This is a genomic window from Aminobacter sp. P4_H6_2 (genome assembly GCF_056400805.1).
The window spans coordinates 1-2,764 of the sequence record NZ_JBFUKO010000679.1 but is presented as its reverse complement, the minus strand read 5'-3'; the positions used below and the strand labels follow the sequence as shown (position 1 = coordinate 2,764).

The 2,764-nt window shown below is 62.7% G+C and carries 1 protein-coding gene and 1 pseudogene; both read left to right on the top strand.

From position 1 onward, the window contains the following. A partial coding sequence (aspT, locus tag AC1DUU_RS28505; protein ID WP_476786693.1) for an aspartate-alanine antiporter occupies window positions 1-1,541 on the top strand: 1,541 nt, incomplete at its 5' end. Window positions 1,542-1,708: 167 nt separating this feature from the next. Next, window positions 1,709-2,764, top strand: a pseudogene (locus AC1DUU_RS28500) (decarboxylase); the annotation flags it as partial.

Here is a 2,764-nt window from a genome sequence, read left to right as displayed (position 1 = left end):
GGAAACTCGGCATCACGATTTCGCCTCCGCTCAAGGCGACCTTCTTTCTGATGTTCCTGTTTGCGATCGGCTACGGCGTGGGGCCGCAGTTCGTGCGTGGTATCGCCAGGGATGGCATCCCGCAGGCACTGTTTGCGGTGGTTGTGTGCGTGTTCTGCCTCGGCGCGCCGTTGCTTGCGGCCAAGTTGGCCGGCTATGACGTCGGATCCGCTGTAGGCCTCTACGCCGGTTCGCAGACCATTTCGGCATCGATGGGCCTGGCGACGGATGCGATCAATCGCCTGGCGCTGCCGCCGGACGAGACCAAGCGGCTGCTCGATGCGATGCCTGTCGCTTATGCCGTCACCTATATTTTCGGCACGGTCGGATCGGCCATCGTGTTGGCCTTGCTAGGCCCGGCCTTGCTGGGCATCGATCTGGAGGCCGAATGCAAGCGCTATGAAGCCGAGCATGGCGGCAAGAACGACGTGGGCGGTGCCGGCACTGCCTGGCATCATTACGAACTGCGCGCATATCGGGTCCGTGAAGGTGGAAAGATCGTTGGCAAGACGGTCCATGACGCCGAGTCCCTGATCCCCGACCAGCGCGTGTTTATCGAACGTATCCGCCGCGGCGGAAAGATCGAGGATGCCACGGCCGATACCGTGGTCCAGGCCGGAGACATTGTCGCGGTGGCTGGTCGGCGCGAAGTGCTCGTGGACCTGATTGGCCAGGCCGCCGAAGAGGTTGATGACCGCGATTTGCTGGCAGTGCCGATCGAGGGCGTGGACGTGCTGGTGACCCAGAAGTCCGCCAACGGCAAGACACTGGCTGAGCTGGCGCAATTGCCGGCGGCGCGCGGCGTGTTTCTACGGCGGATCGCCCGTGGAGCTACGGCAACCGAGATTCCGATCTTGCCGAACACCAAGATCCACCGGGGCGATATTCTCACCATTGTCGGGCGCAGCCAGGACACCGCGGCGGCAGCCAAGGCGCTTGGCGTCGCAGACCGTCCAACCGATGTGGCCGACGTGGCTTTCATCGGCGCGGCTATTGCAATCGGCGCCTTGATCGGTGCCATCGTCYACAAGATCGGCGATGTGCCGCTGACGCTGTCCACGTCGGGCGGCGCACTGATCTCGGGCCTCTTCTTCGGCTGGCTACGCTCCGTACATCCGACATTCGGACGGATCCCGTCGTCGACCGTCTGGTTCATGAATTCGGTCGGCCTCAACGTGTTCATCGCCGTGGTCGGCATCTCGTCGGGACCGGGCTTCGTTGCGGGCCTGCAGCAGCTCGGCTTCAGCCTGTTCCTCTGGGGTATTTTCGCAACGACCGTGCCGCTCATACTGGCGATGTATGTCGGGAAATACGTGTTCAAGTTCCACCCCGCCATTCTGTTGGGGTGCTGCTCGGGCGCACGCACGACGACGGCATCGCTTGGCATGATCAACGACCGCGCCAAGAGCCAGATCCCTGGGCTCGGCTACACAGTTACCTATGCCGTCGGAAACACCCTGCTGACCATCTGGGGCATGGTCCTCGTGATGCTGATGACTTAGGTCCGGCGCCTTGGTCGGCCGTCTTCGGATGGCCGGCCCACGACCTGCAAGAGGTGGAACTGTCCAGGTTCAATGGACGTCGAAAGTGTAGCCGCGTCGAAATGGCGAGATGACGGCCGGTTGGCTGCGGCAGGAGTTCAAATCAGAACCAATATTGGGAGCACGCGATGCCACGCAAGACAGCACGTATCGATCAGTTCCTCCTCATACATTCGGCACGTGCCGACAACTGGCGCGAGATCACGACACTGGCGGACGCCTGGGCCGCCGGACATGGCGAGCGGGCAGCGCTGGAGGCGGCGATCGCCGAGATGGAGGCAGTCGAAGAGTGCCACGCCTATCCGGGTGCGCGGTTGCTCGCAGCTTTGAGCGAGCGCATTGCCACCAATGATGCAGGCGGAGCGGCGAAACTCGCGCGGCGTATCTCCAACGGGCTTCTGACGCGTGCCTATCGCGGCCGTCCGGGCGAGTGGGACGTCCATGATGAGATGTCGTCGGGCGAGGTGGCCGACATTTTGCCACCCGCAACGGGCGAAGCCGGTGGACGCCGGCCCTATTTCGAAGTGCTTTTCGTCAACAGCCAGCCAGCTGCTCGTTGGCCCGCATTCGCAGCTGAGTTGCGCAGGCTGCGCCGACCGGAGGATTCATTCATTTACGAGCCTGTCATGGCCGGCTCCTTCGAAGATGCGCTGGTCGCCGCTGCTTTGAACCCCGACATCATTTCGGTCGTCCTTGCCGAGGGTTTCCCCTACCGTTCTCGCCGTGACGCGCCAGTCCTGCGCTCCGTATTGGATCCCCTGGGAGAGTCCGAAGGACCCGATATGTCGGCGCTCCGCCTTTCGCGCGCACTAAAGCGGATCAGACCGGAACTCGACATCTACCTGCTGTCTGACCGGCAGGTAGAGCAGATTGCCGGAGACCCGGCGGCGGATGCCGTTCGGCGCATCTTCTACGCGGTAGAGGAGCCGCTGGAGATGCATCTCGCCATACTGGAGGGCGTGCAGGACCGCTTCGAAACGCCTTTCTTCGACAATCTGAAGAAATACGCACGGCGACCGATCGGCACATTCCATGCGTTGCCCATCGCCCGCGGCAAGTCGGTCTTCAAGTCGGACTGGATTCGCGACATGGGCGAATTCTACGGCCWCAACCTGTTTTTGGCCGAAAGCAGCGCCACAACGGGTGGCCTCGACAGCCTGCTGGAGCCCACCGGAACCATCAAG